The sequence below is a fragment of the Halorussus salinus genome (assembly GCF_004765815.2).
In the GTDB taxonomy this organism is placed as follows: Archaea; Halobacteriota; Halobacteria; order Halobacteriales; family Haladaptataceae; genus Halorussus; species Halorussus salinus.
In genome coordinates, this window is sequence record NZ_SBIS02000011.1 from 220,384 (window position 1) to 235,674 (window position 15,291).

Annotated in this window: 14 protein-coding genes; 8 read left to right on the top strand and 6 right to left on the bottom strand. The window is 65.3% G+C overall.

Features of this window, described 5'->3' with window-relative positions:
* Nucleotides 1-9: 9 nt before the first annotated feature.
* From lanM to twy1, 3 genes are all read left to right on the top strand, one after another.
* On the top strand, nt 10-3,306 hold the full coding sequence (lanM, locus tag EPL00_RS20485; RefSeq protein ID WP_162224288.1) for a type 2 lanthipeptide synthetase LanM: 3,297 nt from the start codon (nt 10-12) through the stop codon (nt 3,304-3,306).
* Nucleotides 3,307-3,384: 78 nt separating this feature from the next.
* Complete coding sequence (locus EPL00_RS20490) at nt 3,385-3,813, top strand: OsmC family protein (RefSeq protein WP_135854784.1); 429 nt, start codon at nt 3,385-3,387, stop codon at nt 3,811-3,813.
* Nucleotides 3,814-3,922: 109 nt separating this feature from the next.
* A complete protein-coding gene (twy1, locus tag EPL00_RS20495) occupies nt 3,923-4,900 on the top strand; it encodes a 4-demethylwyosine synthase TYW1 (protein WP_135854783.1) in 978 nt (325 codons plus the stop codon).
* Here twy1 and EPL00_RS20500 read toward each other — a convergent pair whose 3' ends face one another.
* The 3 genes from EPL00_RS20500 to EPL00_RS20510 form a co-directional block, all read right to left on the bottom strand.
* The gene (locus EPL00_RS20500) at nt 4,901-5,377 is read right to left on the bottom strand and encodes an ArsR family transcriptional regulator (protein WP_135854782.1); all 477 of its coding nucleotides are present in this window, start codon (nt 5,375-5,377) and stop codon (nt 4,901-4,903) included.
* Between the two features lie 64 nt (nt 5,378-5,441).
* Nucleotides 5,442-5,834, bottom strand: a complete 393-nt coding sequence (locus tag EPL00_RS20505) for a cupin domain-containing protein (protein WP_135854986.1) — start codon at nt 5,832-5,834, stop codon at nt 5,442-5,444.
* 44 nt (nt 5,835-5,878) lie between these two features.
* Nucleotides 5,879-6,292, bottom strand: coding sequence for an ArsR family transcriptional regulator (locus tag EPL00_RS20510; protein ID WP_135854781.1), 414 nt, complete (start codon nt 6,290-6,292; stop codon nt 5,879-5,881).
* Nucleotides 6,293-6,513: 221 nt separating this feature from the next.
* Between EPL00_RS20510 and EPL00_RS20515 the strand changes: the two genes are divergently transcribed.
* Nucleotides 6,514-7,221 carry a DUF120 domain-containing protein gene (locus EPL00_RS20515; RefSeq protein WP_135854780.1) on the top strand — a complete coding sequence of 236 codons (708 nt, stop codon included), beginning with the start codon at nt 6,514-6,516 and terminating at the stop codon, nt 7,219-7,221.
* On the top strand, nt 7,218-7,874 hold the full coding sequence (ribB, locus tag EPL00_RS20520; RefSeq protein WP_135854779.1) for a 3,4-dihydroxy-2-butanone-4-phosphate synthase: 657 nt from the start codon (nt 7,218-7,220) through the stop codon (nt 7,872-7,874). Before EPL00_RS20515 ends, ribB begins: the two co-directional genes overlap by 4 nt.
* A 995-nt stretch (nt 7,875-8,869) precedes the next feature.
* Here ribB and EPL00_RS20525 read toward each other — a convergent pair.
* A complete protein-coding gene (locus tag EPL00_RS20525; RefSeq protein ID WP_135854778.1) occupies nt 8,870-10,306 on the bottom strand; it encodes an aspartate aminotransferase family protein in 1,437 nt (478 codons plus the stop codon).
* Nucleotides 10,307-10,459: 153 nt separating this feature from the next.
* Between EPL00_RS20525 and EPL00_RS20530 the strand changes: the two genes are divergently transcribed.
* Nucleotides 10,460-11,395 (top strand): branched-chain amino acid transaminase, encoded by a 936-nt coding sequence (locus EPL00_RS20530; RefSeq protein ID WP_135854777.1) that lies wholly within the window; start codon nt 10,460-10,462, stop codon nt 11,393-11,395.
* A gap of 38 nt (nt 11,396-11,433) precedes the next feature.
* Here EPL00_RS20530 and EPL00_RS20535 read toward each other — a convergent pair whose 3' ends face one another.
* Both EPL00_RS20535 and EPL00_RS20540 read right to left on the bottom strand, forming a co-directional pair.
* Nucleotides 11,434-12,078 (bottom strand): DUF502 domain-containing protein, encoded by a 645-nt coding sequence (locus EPL00_RS20535; protein WP_135854776.1) that lies wholly within the window; start codon nt 12,076-12,078, stop codon nt 11,434-11,436.
* An 828-nt stretch (nt 12,079-12,906) separates the two neighbouring features.
* A complete protein-coding gene (locus tag EPL00_RS20540) occupies nt 12,907-13,743 on the bottom strand; it encodes a proline dehydrogenase family protein (protein ID WP_135854775.1) in 837 nt (278 codons plus the stop codon).
* A 192-nt stretch (nt 13,744-13,935) separates the two neighbouring features.
* On the opposite strand from EPL00_RS20540, the gene EPL00_RS20545 reads away from it, so the two are divergent.
* On the top strand, nt 13,936-14,481 hold the full coding sequence (locus EPL00_RS20545) for a CDP-2,3-bis-(O-geranylgeranyl)-sn-glycerol synthase (RefSeq protein WP_135854774.1): 546 nt from the start codon (nt 13,936-13,938) through the stop codon (nt 14,479-14,481).
* 366 nt (nt 14,482-14,847) lie between these two features.
* On the top strand, nt 14,848-15,207 hold the full coding sequence (locus tag EPL00_RS20550; protein WP_394352086.1) for a winged helix-turn-helix transcriptional regulator: 360 nt from the start codon (nt 14,848-14,850) through the stop codon (nt 15,205-15,207).
* Nucleotides 15,208-15,291 lie beyond the last annotated feature (84 nt).

A 15,291-nucleotide genomic window follows, 5' to 3' on the forward strand; every position in this document is an offset into this window, starting at 1 on the left:
GGCCCGGCCGTGAGCCGCGGACTATCGGACGACCGGCGGCGGCGAATCGCCGGACGCGCGCGGACGCTCCGGGAGCGCGTCGCCGCCCCCGCCGAGGGCGGCCCGCCGGTCGAGAACCCCGACGAGTGGGTGGCGGAGTGGCGCGAGCGAGTCGCCGACGGGGACGCCGCGTCGTTCCGGCGTCGCCTCGACCTCCTCGGCGTCTCCGAGGAGGAAGCGCGGGCGGCGGTGTCGTCCCACGGGTGGCCGGAGGGCGACCCACTGCCCGACTGGGTGGACGAACTGGACGCGATAGTCGCCGACGTGACCGCCGCCGACCGGGAGTCGGCCGCGGTGCCCACGCCCGAGAACGTCCCGTTCGTGGACGTGTTGGCTCCGGTCGTCGCCCGCGCCCGCGAGCGAGTCGAGGCGTCGGTCGCACCCGCGGAGGTGCCGTCGGTCGCCGACGCGATGGTTCCGTGGCTCTACGAGCGACTGGCGCAGTTGTCGGCCCACTCGCTGTTCGTGGAGTTCAAAACCTACGTCGCCCACCACGACCGGGAACTGGCGCTGGCCGAGGACCCCGACCCGCCCGAGGACGACCGCCGCCACTACCGCGGGTTCGTGGACGCGATGCTCGGCGACGGGTTCGTGCGATTCGTCGAGGAGTACGCCCTACTCGCGCGGTTGCTCGTGACGACGGTCCGCCAGTGGGTCGCAACCGTCGAGGAGTTCGCCGCGCGACTGGCGGCCGACCGACCGAGCCTGCGGCGTCGGTTGGGCGAGGGCGACCTCGGCCCCGTCGAAGCGGTCGAGGCCGCGGGCGACCGCCACGAGGACGGCCGAGCGGTCCTCGCGGTCACGTTCGCGTCGGGCGTCCGCGTCGCCTACAAGCCGCGGGCGCTCGACGTTGAGGCCGCGTTCTACGACCTGCTCGACTGGCTCGCCGAGCGGACCGACCTCCCGACTATCGAGCGCCCTGCGGTGCTGGCCCGCGACGAGTACGGCTGGCTGGAGTGGGTCCGGGCCGACTCGTGTCCCGACCGCGCCGCCGTCGAGCGGTACTACCGCCGGGCGGGCGCGCTACTGGGCGTGCTGTACGCGCTCCGGTTCACCGACGGCCACTTGGAGAACCTCGTCGCGGCGGGCGAACACCCGGTCGTCGTGGACGTGGAGACCCTCGCGCACCCGGCGTTCTCCGACGACCGACTTCCCCACGACGACACGCCCGCGCTCCGGGAGTCGGTGCTTCGGACCGGCCTGTTGCCCGTCGACCGCCCCGACTCGGACTTGGCCGACCTCAGCGGCTTCGGCTCCGACGAACTCCACGCCGAGGGCGAGCGCCGGGAGTTCACCGCGGTCAACACCGACCTGATGGACATGGAGTCGGTCGAGGACGATGTCGAGACGTTCGAGAACCTGCCCCACATCGACGGCGAGACCGTTCCGGCCGACGAGTGCTTCGGCGAACTCCGGGCGGGCCTCCGGGCGGCCCACGAGGCGCTGGCCGACGAGCGCGAGGCCCTCCTCGCCGACGACGGCCCGCTGGCCGCGTTCGACGACGCCGAGGTTCGGGTCATCTACCGAGCGACCCGGACGTACGGGACGGTCCTCTCGTCGCTGACCACGCCCGAGTACCTCCAGACGGGGCTGAAGGCTGGCTGTAAGCTGGAGGCGCTCGCGCGCCCGCAGGCGACCGAGACCGTCGATGCGCCGTGGAGCGTCCACGACCACGAGCGGCGGGCCGTCGAGCGACTCGACGTGCCCCGGCTCACCATGTCAACGACCGGAACAACGCTCCACGGTCCCGCGGAACCGGTCGAGGAGTTCGCGTCGCTGTCCCCCCGAGCGGCGGTCGAGCGACGACTCCGCGCGCTCGACGCGACCGACCGACGCGAGCAGTGTCGGTACGTGGAGTTGGCGTTCGGCGAGTCGGCCAGCGACGACGCCGAGGGCGCTGGCCACGCCGACGCCGACGGCCGGGATACCATCGACACCGACCACTCCGCCACTGCCGACGCCGACTCCTCCGGCACTACCGACGCCGACTCCTCCGGCACTACCGACGCCGACCACTCCGATACCAACGACAGCGACTACCACGACACCAACGACGCCGATTACCTCGGCGATACGGGCGCTCGACCGGCCGAGGAGTCCGACCAAATATCGGACGCCGCCGCCGAACGCGTCGCCCGACAGCTGTTCGAGCGGGTCTCGGCCGCGGCGGTCGAGGACGACGGCGAGCCAGCGTGGTGCGTCCCGTCGTCTCACGGGAGTCGCGGCGTCCTCGTCCGGTGGATAGACGAGAGCCTCTACCGCGGTCGTCTCGGCGTCGCGACGTTCGCGGCGGCGGTCGCCGCCACGGCCGACGGAGCGGTCGCCGACGACGCCGCCGCGCTGGCGTCCGACGCGGCGGCGGGCGTCCGGGACGCCGTGGCCGCCGACGGCGCTCCCGACGACCTCGGCGTCACCGGCGTCGGCGGACTCGTCTACGGATTCTGCGTCCTCGACGACCTCCTCGACGGCGACTACCTCGCCGACGCCCGGCGCGTGGCCGCGACCGTCACCGACGACCGCGTGGCCGCCACCGACCGCTACGGCGTCATGGACGGCCTCGCCGGTGCGACGCTGGGCCTCGCGGCGCTCGCCGAGCGAACGGGTGACGACGACCTCCTCGACCGCGCCGCGACCTGCGGCGACCGCCTGCTGGCCGAACGCTCGGGCGGTCGCTGGCCGCTCGGGATGGACGACCGACCCCTCACCGGGTTCGCCCACGGGGCCGCGGGCGTCGGCTACGCCCTCGCGCGACTCGGCGACGCGACCGGCGAGGACCGCTTCCGGGAGGCCGTACTGGACGCCGTCGCGTTCGAGGAGACCCACTACGACGCCGCGTCGGGGACGTGGGCCGACCTCCGGATGCACGCCGGGACGACGGTCGATGGCTGGTGTACCGGCCGAACCGGCATCGGGCTGGCGCGACTGGGGACGCTGGCGACCGTATCCGACGAGTCCGTCCGCCGGGACGTGGAGCGCGCGCTGTCGGCCCCGGCCGACCGAGTGCCCCCGTACGACCACGCCTGCTGTGGCACCGCGTCGTGGATGGCACTCCTCGGCCGCGCGGGGCGGCAACTGAACGCCCCAGAGTACGAACGTCGGGCCAGACGGGTAGCCGGAACCATCGTCTCCGGCGACGGCGGGCCGACGCTCCGGTCGGGGACGCAGACCCGGCCGGACCCGTCGCTGTTCCGCGGCCTCGGCGGCGTCGGCTACGCGCTCTTGGAACTCTCGAACCCCGACCTCACGTCGGTACTCCTGTTCGAGTGAGTCGAGGAGTGCCGGTCGATACGATTCGGCGTTCCGCCGGTACTTCCTTAGGCGCGTTCGTCGTAGCGTCGCCGAACCATGCCAACGAGAGAGGCCGAGACCACGTGGGAAGGAGGCAAAGACGGAAGCGGCGACTTCGAGACCGAGAGCGGCCAGATAGCGGGAACGTTCCGATTCCCGACCCGCTTCGAGGACGAACCGGGCACCAACCCCGAAGAACTCATCGGCGCGGCCCACTCGGGCTGTTTCTCGATGCAACTGACGGCGTTCCTCGAAGAGGAGGGGTACACGGCCGACCGCCTCCACACGCAGGCGGATGTCCATCTGGAGACGGCCGACGGCGGCGGCTTCGAGATTCCGCGCATCGACCTGACGCTGGAGGCGGCCGTTCCGGAAATCGACGACGAGACCTTCGACGACCTCGCCGAGCGCGCCAAGGAGAACTGCCCGGTGTCGAAGGCACTGGCCGGACCCGAAATCGCGCTCGACGCGACGCTGGAGAGCTAACCGTCCGCCGTCGTTCCGGGAGACGACCGAGCGGCGACGAGTCGGCCGAGCCGGCGGCGCGGGTTACAGAGGAAAGAAGGTTTTAGCCTCGGTCGTCATTCGTACGGTAATGAGCGACGCCGACGGCCCGAAGCAGGTGGACTCGCCGGACTACCACCACGAGAACCACACCGCGGCCCAGACCTGCGGCTGGACCGCCAACGCCCTGCGCGGAGAGGGGAAGTGTTATAAAAATATCTTCTACGGCATCGAGTCCCACCGGTGCATCCAGATGACGCCGGTCGTCAAGTGCAACGAGCGATGCGTCTTCTGCTGGCGCGACCACGCGGGCCACGCCTACGAGTTGGGCGACGTGGAGTGGGACGACCCCGAGGCGGTCGTGGACGCCAGCATCGAGTTGCAGAAGAAACTCCTCTCGGGATTCGGCGGCAACGACGAGGTTCCCCGCGAGCGGTTCGAGGAGTCGATGGAACCGCGCCACGTCGCCATCAGCCTCGACGGCGAACCGACGCTCTACCCCTATCTTCCCGAACTCATCGAGGCGTTCCACGACCGCGACATCACCACGTTCCTCGTGAGCAACGGCACGCGGCCCGAAATCATCCGCGACTGCGACCCGACGCAACTCTACGTCAGCGTGGACGCCCCCGAGCGCCACACCTTCGACGAAGTGGTGAAGGCGATGGAGGACGACGCGTGGGAGAAGTTGGTCGAGACGATGGACGTGCTGGCCGAAAAGGACGAGACCCGGACGGTCCTCCGGACGACCTTGGTCGGCGGCGAGAACGTCCACCATCCGGAGTGGTACGCCGGGTTCTACCAGCGCGCGGACCCCGACTTCGTGGAACTCAAATCCTACATGCACGTCGGCGAGTCGCGCGACCGGGTGGCCCGCGAGTCGATGCTGGACCACGAGGAGGTCGTGGCGTTCTCCGAGGAGATACAACAGCACATGCCCGACCACGAGTACCTGAAGGACGTGCCGGTCTCGCGCGTGGCCCTGCTGTCGAAGACCGACGACACGTGGGTCCCGAAGCTGAAGAAGGACAGCGAGTTCTGGGCGCGGGACGCGGTTTCCGGGGACTGATTAGGATTCGTCAGTTTGGGTGACCTCGCTATTCTCTTCGGCCGTCGAAAGTGCGTCCCGAACTGCATCGGGAAGGTCCGGTCGCGGCGCATTCTCGTATCGCTCCACTGCTGGCGATTTTTCGGTGTTCTGGTACAGCGCCTGTACGACCGGTACACCGCGAAGGTATCCGAACTCGTAGAGAAGTCCGACGCCGTACTCGGTCGGACCGTAGAACTCCGACGGTACCTCCGTCTTCTCTTTCGGTCCTTCCGGAGAGTACCGGCCGAGAATACCGGCTTCTACGAGCGAGTCGAGTTGCGTACGTATTTCTGCCCGAGACTCGGGAATCGCATACTCTAGTTCCGTCAGCGACGGCAGATGCTGTGGATGGCCGAGGACGAATTGGACGACAAGATGGCGTATTCTGTGTGAAAGCAAGTCGAACACGCGCCGTTCGTCTTCCGACAGCCGGTTTTGCGACCAGTCGTCGTTCACGAAGCCGACTTATCTTCGAGAGATATAGTCTATTTCGACTCGGTTTCGTCTATCGTCATAGGCGTCACACTCGCTCTAACTCGTCTTCGGTCTCCTCGCTCTCGACGTTTCCCGTATTCTTCGTCTCGGTCGGCTCGAACAGCAACACCTCCGCTTCGCCCCACTCCGCGACCGGGCGGTGTTCGACGCCCGCCGGAACGACCAGCATCTCGCCCTCCTCCAAGGTCACGTCGTCACTCGGTGCCGCGTCTTCGTCGGTCTCCTCGTCCCGAAATTCGACACGGAGTCGCCCCTCGCGGACGAGAAATAGCTCGTCGGCGTCGTCGTGGTGGTGCCAGACGAACTCGCCTTCGAGTTTGGCGAGTTTGACGGCCTGTTCGTTGAGTTCCGCGGCGAGGCGCGGCGACCACTGCTCCTCGAAGGAGTCGAACGCCGAATCGAGGTTCACTTTCTGCACATCCATGTGTCCTCGATACCGTTCGACGGAGAAAGGTCTGGTCGTCAGTCCGGACGCGGGACCGCTTCGGCGGCTTGTACGTCCTCGGGTTTCTCGACGCGGGCGTACACCGGTCGCCAGACAGCAGGGTCGAACATGCCGACCTCGTGGAACAGGTCGCGGGCGCGGTCGGTGAACCGGTAGAACGTCCGGACGTTCGAGTCGGCCTCGTCGGGTTGTTCGCCGGGGTCGTAACGCAGTTCTTCGAGGACCCCCGAGTCCACGAGGTCGCCCAGTCGTCGGCCGACGGTTCGCCGGGACACGTCGGGGTTCGCCCAGTTCAGTTCCTTCTCGCTCGGTGCGCCTTCGGGGTGGCCAGCGATGTCGACGAGGAGTTGGTGGGCTACCTCCTCGGTGGCGACGTGGAGGAGTCTCCTGTGCGTCTCAGATGCGTTTCGTTTTCGAGCGTCTTTTCTCATCGACTCGTCTCGTGCCCGCTACTCGTTTCAGACGGAATATTCTTGTGCAAATTCCGCACATGCTGACTAAGGACGACTCCGGAAGAAACAGGTGGAGGAAATCCGACGGTCGAAACACAACCGCCGTTCGTCGCTCGGAACTCGGCATTCCACCCCATTCCATTTCTGAGAACCGTACCGCATCCGTTATCCTTAAACCGAGCGCGGCCGGAGTATCGAGTATGTCAGCGACACGGCCGCGCGCAGTCGGGTACGACGAACTCGCGGCGCTCAAACTCCTCGCGCTCGACGGCGGACTGGAGGGCGAGGTCAAGGTCTCCTGTTCGGGCCTCGCCGAACGCCTCGACGCCTCGAATCAGACCGCCTCGCGGCGACTCCAGCGACTGGACGACGCCGGACTCGTGGAGCGCGAGATGGTCAGCGACGGTCAGTGGGTCGCCATCACGGAGGACGGCGAGTGGTCGCTCAAGCGCGAGTACGAGGACTACCGGCGCATCTTCGAGACGCCCGCCGGAGTGGACCTGACCGGCACCGTCACCAGCGGGATGGGTGAGGGCCGCCACTACATCTCCCTGCCGGGCTACATGGAGCAGTTCGAGGACCGACTCGGGTACGAACCGTTCCTCGGCACGCTGAACGTCGAGTTGACCGACGAGAGCCTGCGCGCGCGGTCGGCGATGGAGGCGCTGGACCCCGTGCCGATAGACGGCTGGGAGGACGACGACCGGACCTACGGTCCCGCGGTCTGCTACCCCGCGGTGGTCGAAACGCAGGACGGCGAGGTGTACGACGAGGCCCACACCATCGCGCCCGAGCGCACCCACCACGACGACGACCAGTTGGAGGTCATCGCGCCCGAGAAGTTGCGCGAGAAGCTGGGACTCGAAGACGGCGACCACGTGACCGTCCACGTCGAGGAGGACGCATGAGTCAGGCCGCCGCGGGCGTCGAGGCCGCCATCGAGGCGTTCCGCGAGGGGTCGGCGCTCCTCGTCCACGACGCCGCCGACCGTGAGGGCGAGACCGACCTCATCTATCCGGCGGGCGCGGTCACGCCCGAGGACGTGTCTCGGATGCGCAACGACGCCGGAGGGCTGGTCTGCGTGGCGCTCTCGGACGCGGTGGCCGACGCTTTCGGCCTCCCGTTCTTGGAGGAGACGCTTGACCATCCCGCGAGCGCGGCCCACGAGTTGGGCTACGACGAGCGCTCCTCGTTCTCGCTCCCGGTGAACCACCGGGACACCTACACCGGCATCACCGACGAGGACCGCGCGACGACGATTACCGAGTTGGCGGACGCGGCCGCGAGTCCCGACGAGACCGACTTCGCCGACGAGTTCCGCGCGCCGGGCCACGTCCACGTCCTCCGGGCCGCCCCGGACCTGCTGGCCGACCGCGAGGGCCACACCGAGTTGGGCATCGCGCTGGCCGAGGCCGCAGGTAGAGAGCCTGCAGTCGTCGTCTGCGAGATGCTGGACGACGTGACCGGCGAGGCGCTCTCGCCCGAGGACGCCCGAGCCTACGCCGAGCGCCACGGCTTCCCGTATCTGGAAGGCTCGGAAGTTATCGAGCGACTGGCATAGAATTTGACCACTGTATGCTATTTTTACCCCTCATTTAAATCCCATCGCCACCGCATCAATGAAATAGAAATATTCATCCATATTATACCAGATTTCTCCCCCATTAATGCACAGTAGATATAAAAACTGAGATTATCCAAGGATTTCCCCAAATATTTTCTAATAGTGGAGATGTTGCACTTTCGCAACACCCGCCAGTAAAGAAGAATTTGGATATAGTGGCCTTGAGAATGTTGAAAACCGCTTTTTTCTAACCATCGTAACTTTTAGGGACTAAAAGAGAGTAGAACAGGATGGACTAGGTATGTCATCACCACCGAGTCCATGATCAACGTCAATCCACTGGAATAATTGATCCCAGCCGCCTCACTATCGGCTGACCAGCCAGTGGCGGTCGCCTTACCAACGACCGCGATGACGTTGGAAACCATCATCTTCCCGATTTCTATAGCCGCTGTGGGTACTAATCTGGATGAGGGTATTCAAAAGAGTTGTAAGTTCGTGGAGTGAGGTTAGCCGCTTATGAAGGCGGTGCCGTTTTACCCAGTTCGGTTCTCACCTTTGTCGGGGTTCGGCTTATTTTGGCGGGGCCGCGCTACTGCGTAGCCGAGTACCAGACTCGACCCACAGATAATTACGCCTACAGTAGCAACCGGAAGATTACTACTGAGAAGGCCCGTTCTTATCATCTCTGCGCCAGCCAGAACCCCCATACCAAGGGGGCCGAGAGTAACGTTGGAAACCATCGTCTTCTCGAGTAGACATGAAGGTAACTACCCTCCATGCGCCCTCATTGTTGGAGGACTCGCGTACCGATAACTTCGTCAAACGCCTTTCTCGTCGAAGAGACGTACCAAGAATTCGTCTCATAAACGCTAACACTAAATTCCGTTTTGAAGGTTAAAAGTGTTCGTCAATCTAACCACACCGGGGTTATAGCATGTACTCGGAAACAGTTGAGTCTCCCTCAAATCTATGTTAACATAACTTCGTTTTTACAATTCCATTAGAACTTCGTCGGCGTCGGCGAGGTACTCGTCAAGATTCTTCTCGTCGTGGGCCAGCGAGAGGTGATGGCGCTTGTAGGGGTTCGGCGTGAAGAAATGCCCCCGGTCGTACATCCCGCGTGCGAATTTCCGGAATCGCTCCTCGTCCAGTCCGACGACCTCCTCGTAGGACTCCGGTTCGCCGGTCACGCCGAACTGGACGCTGAAGATGCTCCGGTAGCCGACGACGCGGCCCTCGATGTCGTGGTCTTCGAGGAGGTCCCGGAGTCCGGCCCGATACCGGCCGCCGAGGTCGGCGAGTCGGGCCGGGACGTTCTCCGAGTCCACGAGGTCCAAGGTCGCCCTCGCGGCGGCGAGACCGACCGGGTGGCCCGAGTAGGTCCCGCTGATGACGACGCCAGACTCGTGGTCGCCGCCCGCCTGTTCGAGGAGGTCCCGGCGGCCGCCGACCGCGGCGACCGGGTAGCCGTTGCCCATCGCCTTCGCCACGCAGGTCAGGTCGGGGTCGGCGTCGAGTTCCGACTGCATCCCGCGGGCCGAGTGGCGGAACGCCGTAATCACCTCGTCGAAGACGAGCGGAACATCACGCTCGCTCGTCTCGGCGTCGAGCGCGTCGAGGAACGGGCCGGTGGGCTTCAGACAGCCGACCGAGTGGGGCACGGGTTCGAGGAGGACCGCGGCGAGGTCGTCGCCGTGGCGCTCCATCGCGTCCCGAAACGCCTCGGGGTCGTTGAACGGCACGACGACCGTGTTTTCGACCGCGCTCCCGAGCATGCCGTCGGACTCGGGGTAGGGGGCGAGTTCCGGCGGCGCGTCGCCGGAACTCGCCGCTCGCTGGCGTTCTCCATCTCGGTCGCACGCTCCGGCTCGATGGCGCTCGGCGACGTGTGCCTCCGGCGGGTAGACGCTCACGTCCACGTAGTCGTGCCAGCCGTGGTAACAGCCCTCGAACTTCAGAATCTTCTCGTTGCCCGTGGCGGCTCTGGCGAGTCGAACGGCGTGGTAGGTGGCCTCGCTCCCGCTGTTGCAGAAGTTCACCATCTCGACGCTCGGCAGAAGGTCGGTCAGTCGCTCGGCGACCTCGACTTCGAGTTCGGTCGTCCCGGCCCCGTAGAGGACTCCTCGGTCGATGGTTCGCTTCACCGCGGCGTCCACCTCGGGGTGGCCGTGGCCGAGGAGAACCGGGCCGAACGCGAGGTGGTAGTCGGTCAAGTCGTTCTCCTCGACCGTCGTCAGCGTCGCGCCGTCGGCGCTCTCGAAGGCCACGTCGCCGAGGTCGTAGGCCTGCGCGCGAAGGCCGGTCTGTGCGCCGCCGGGGACGACCCGCCGGGCGCGCGAGACGAGTGCTTCGCTGGCCGATTGGCGTTCAGGTGTCGAGTCGGCGTGTCGCGTCGAGTCGGGGTCGTCGGGTGGCTGGTTCGTCATGTGTTCTCTATTCTTGTTTGGCTCTCGAACCCACACCGACGAGTCGGATAACTGTTTTGCGGCAATGAGTTCCGGAAGTCGGGCGGCGACTCGGGTAATCGACCGTGACGAATCTGGAACACTCTTAACGGAGGCCTCCGTTCGTTCGCACGTATGAGCTTCGACGAGATGGACGTGGACACGATCTGGATGGACGGCGAGTTCGTCGATTGGGACGAGGCGCAAATCCACGTCCTCACGCACGGCCTGCACTACGGGAGCGGCGTGTTCGAGGGCGTTCGAGCCTACGACACCGAGAACGGACCGGCCCTCTTCCGGTGGGAGGAGCATCTCGAACGACTGTACGACTCCTGCAAGCCCTACGACCTCGAAATCGACCACGACCCCGAGGAGCTAACCGAGGCGACGAAGACGCTCATCCGCGAGCAGAACCTCGCCTCGTGTTACGTCCGGCCCATCGCGTTCTACGGCTACGAGAGCCTCGGCGTGAGTCCGGGCGACTGCCCGACCAAGACCGCCATCGCGGCGTGGCCGTGGGGCGCGTATCTCGGCGACGAGGCGCTGGAGAACGGCGTCGAGGTCATGGTCTCGTCGTGGCGCAAGCACGCCTCCAGCCAGATTCCGACCAACGCCAAGACCACCGGTCTGTACGTCAACAGCATGCTCGCTGGCGAGGAGGCCCGCCGGAACGGCTTCGCGGAGGCCATCGTCCTGAACAAGGAGGGCAACGTCGCGGAGGGTCCCGGCGAGAACCTCTTCATGGTCAAGGACGGCGAACTGTTCACCCCCGGCCTCGCCGAGAGCATCCTCGACGGCATCACCCGCGACTCGGTCATCACGCTGGCCGAGGAGTTGGGCTACGAGGTCCACGACCAAGCGACCATCTCGCGGGGCGAACTCAACACCGCCGACGAACTGTTCTTCACCGGGTCGGCCGCCGAGGTCACGCCAATCCGGCAGGTGGACAACGTGGAAATCGGCGAGGGCGGTCGCGGTCCCGTCACCGAGGAGATTCAATCGCGGTTCTTCGACGTGGTGAACCGTCGGACCGACGACTACGAAGAGTGGTTCGAGTACGTCGGCGAGTAGCTAGCTGACAATTACGAATTTTTTCGGCGAGCCGCGCGCTACTGAGGTGGCGGCGATTTGGTCTCTTTCTCGTCTTCCACGTCGATGGGGATGCCCGACTCGCTGGTCTCGCCGAACCCGGCGCTCAGGACTCGGGTCAGCGCGTCCTCGACGCTCTCGTCGGTCTCCTCGAAGTCGCTGGGTTCGACTTCGACCACGAACCCGGTGGTGATGTTCGGCGCGGTCGGCAGAAAGAGGAGTTCGCGGCCGTCGTCAGTCGTTTTGCCCGTCTTGAACGCGGTCATGCGCATCCCGTCCCAGACCTGCACTTTGACGGGCGCTTGCAGGTCGGTCGTGTCCGAGAGCGCCGTCTCGGCCGCCATCTTCGAGGCGTTGTAGACGACGCGGAGGCCGGGGACTTGGTTCATCAGGCCGTCGATGGCGTTCTCCACGAGCGACCCGACCGCGGTCCGCATCATGTAGCCGACGCTGAGGACCAGCATCGAGAACACCAGCAGGACGATGGTGACTCGGAGCGCCGACGAGGGAATCACCAATCCACCGCCGAGTCCGTACGGGTCGATTTGTTCGAGGAACGGCAGACCCGCCAACAGCGAGTACAGATACGCGATGATGTACGTCGTGACTATCAGGGGGGCGAGGACGATGAGACCGCTCGCAACGTCGCGCTTCCACGAGGACATTTGGTCGGAGTATCCGAGCGCAGGTCTATAAACTAGGTGTTATCGGCCGAACGTCTCCGCGGCGGCCGACTGCGAGACGCTCGTCGCGGGCGACCATCCGCGACGTACTGGGCGCACTATCCGACTGGACTGCGCGGGGTCATCCCAAGCAGACCACTTCACCAGCACCGGCGTAGTAGCCGCAACCCCAAGCGAATATTTCGAACATGTGTTCACCTCCAGTTGCATGCTATCGTTCGACACACTAATATTTTCATGTTTGTCGATAACATACAGTCTTTCGTCCGTCGAATCAGCCGGAGGAAGTAGTCGAACAGCAGAGCGGACAGTGCCCGGTACTCGGACTTCGAGGAGTCGCGTCGCGGCCGCCCGCGACGTTGTGAACTCCTCCTACTCGTCGGGATTGATCTACGCGCAGACTACTTCGTGGGAACCGTAGTGGTACCCACGGCCGAAGGTCTCGAACCGATTACGGGTTCTCCTCCAGAAGGCTCTGCGCATCCGTCACACTACCTGTGCGTTTTGGCTTCGGGACAACTCGTCGCGGAAACGGTCGGCCGAAGTAATTTCGACGGGAAAGTCGGCGAGAGCGGTGCGTGACCGCGGCTTGTTCGGAGACGATTCGACTGACGGGTGACGTTATCCCAAGCAGATCACTTGACTGGAACCGTAGTGGTAGCCACAGCCCCAAGCGAAGAGGTCGACCATGTGTTCACCTCCAGTCCGTTGTTACCATTTAACACACAAATATATTTTGGTACTATACGTTTAAAATACAGTATCTCTCTTCGTAGTTCGGACGGTCGGGTCGGCCCGAGGAGCCCCGTCCTACCGGCCGAGGACGGCCCGAGCCGCGAACAGCAGGTTCTCCTTGCGCTCCATCACGCGCCGGTAGAAGTACGACAGCCACTTGTCGCCGTAGGGGACGTACTGCCAGACCTCGTACTCGTCGGCGAGGTCGGTCTGGGCCTCCTCGCGGACGCCCATCAGCATCTGAATCTCGAAGTCGGTGCCGTACTCGTCGTGGAGTTCCGTGGCGCGCTCTATCATCCGGGGGTCGTGGCTCCCGACCGCGATACCACCGTCGAAGTGTTCGAACATGTATTCGAGTTGGCGCTCGTAGGCGGCGTTGACCTCCGACTTCTCCTTGTAAGCGACTTCGGCGGGTGGGTCGTAGGCACCCTTGACGAGTCGGACCTTGCCGGGGAGGTCCGCGAGGCGCGCCAAGTCGTCGTCGGTGCGTTTCAGATTCGCCTGCACGCAGACGCCGACGCCGCCCTCGTGCTTGCGAGCGAGTTTCTCGAAGATGTCGAGGGTCGCGTCGGTCGTGTCGTGGTCCTCCATGTCTATCCAGACGAACACGCCGCGGTCGGCGGCGTAGTCCGCGATGCGCTCGACGTTCTCGTGGAAGACCTCGGTTCCCACATCGAGACCGACCTGCGAGGGCTTGACCGAGATGCACGCCTCGGCCGCCGCGCTCTCGATGTCGTCCACGAGTCGGAGGTACGCCTCGGCGTCCTCGTCGGCGGGCGCGCGCTCGTGGTAGTGTTCCCCGAGCAAGTTCAGGATTCCCTTCACGTTCCGGTCGTTCAAGTCGCGGGTGTGTTCGAGGACCTCGGCCGGTGACTCCCCGGCGACGAACTTACTCGCGATGGGTGGTATCATTAGTCGGGGGTTGTGACCGATGGGTCTTTAACTTAGCCGATTCGCCGCCAGCGATTCCGACACGAACGAACCGGTCGCCCTCGGAATCGAACGTGTCCGGCTCGAAGACGAGACGACCGAACCGACGACGAGACCACGAGTCGCCTCCCGAGAACCGCCCGCGTTAAGGTCCCCGCGTTCGCGTGTGGACGTATGGGTGTCTTCGAGACTGTCGTAATCGCGCTGTGGGCGATGTTGCCCGCGTACGTCCCGAACAACGCCGCGGTGCTGGCGGGCGGGGGTCGGCCCATCGACGGCGGACGGACGTTGAACGGCCGCCGACTCCTCGGCGACGGCAAGACGTGGCGGGGCACCGCGATGGGGATTCTGGTCGGGGCGCTCCTCGGGGCGCTCCTCAACGCCGTCGAACCGAGTTCCTCGGACCTACTCGGCGTGAGCCTGCCGACGTTCCCGGTCGCGGTCCTGCTGGCGCTCCCGGCGGGCGCAATGCTCGGCGACATCGCGGCGTCGTTCCTCAAGCGACGGACCGGCCGCCAGCGCGGCGCGGCGTTCCCCGGCGTGGACCAACTCGACTTCGTGGTGTTCGCGCTCCTGCTGGCGTTTCTCGCCGCGCCGGAGTGGTTCGGCGAGGTGTTCACCCTGCCGGTGCTGGCGGTCGTCGTGGTCGTGACGCCGCTGTTGCATCTGGCGACGAACGCCATCGCGTACGCGCTGGGACTGAAAGACGAGCCGTGGTAAAGGACCATTTTATCGCGTGGGGGGTCGCCGATGGCGACCCCCACGATAAAAAGCTCCACCAAAAAGCCTGCGTCACCCTCTCTGTCGCGCCTCACTTCGCTCGGCGCGGCGTCGAGGGATTCCTTGGCCCACTCGCTCGGTCGCTTCGCTCCCTCGCTCGCGGTGAGTCGGTGGCGTGAACCGCAACCGCTCTGCTACTGCAACTACACTGTACCGCCACTGGGATTGCTCCACCTCACAACGCACTGCCGCCGCATCGCCGACGAGTCGTCACTGTCGTTCGAACAGTTGGTTTCGTCTCGTTACCTACTTCCGAACGGAACCTATTTGTGAGCCACCGCGGAACAGAGAAGATAGTTACCACCCATGTCCTCGATGCACTCCCAGACCGACGCGACCGAGAGCAAGAACGCCGGGGCCTGCCCGGTCGTAGAGGCCATCGAGCAGATCGGCTCGCAGTGGCGACTCGTCGTCCTCCACGACCTCCACGGCGACAGCGAGAAGCGGTTCAACGAACTCCAGCGTTCGACCGACGCGAGTTCCCGGACGCTCTCGCGGGTCCTCGACGACTTGGAGGCCGACGGCCTCGTGAACCGGCGCGTCGAGGAGAAACCCATCGCGACCTACTACAGCCTGACCGACAAGAGCCGCCAGCTCTGTCCGGTCTTCTCGGAACTCGAAGACTGGGCCGACGAGTGGGTCGAGCCGTCCGGCGCGGACCGATAGGCGCGGTCGCTCGCCAGAAACCGAGGAGTTCCGCCGCGCGCCCCGAACCGTGAACACCGACCGCGCGCCCCGAACCGTGAACAC